The 214-nt window shown below is 41.6% G+C and carries 2 pseudogenes; both read right to left on the reverse strand.

Annotated elements, in window-relative coordinates:
- Positions 1-110 (reverse strand): annotated as a pseudogene (locus tag H7U37_RS15515) (IS3 family transposase); the annotation flags it as partial.
- A gap of 17 nt (positions 111-127) precedes the next feature.
- Positions 128-214, reverse strand: a pseudogene (locus H7U37_RS15520) (IS5/IS1182 family transposase); the annotation flags it as partial.

The raw sequence follows: 214 nt of genomic DNA on the forward strand, positions 1-214 counted from the left end.
AGATAGTCCAGCAGTTCTCGCTTGAAGTGCTCCATAGATTCAAATTCTTGCAGATACAGCAACTCACTTTTGAGTAAGCCAAAGAAATTTTCCATGACAGCATTATCTAAATAGTGTGTACACAAGTTCAGGCTAAAACGGCGCACCAAATAGCAATGCAACGAATTTGCACTGCGGCGAGAAAAGATGCTGTATTTTTAGCATATCGCGTGGC

The sequence above is a fragment of the Pseudoflavonifractor phocaeensis genome (assembly GCF_016901735.1).
Classification (GTDB): Bacteria; Bacillota; Clostridia; order Oscillospirales; family Oscillospiraceae; genus Pseudoflavonifractor_A.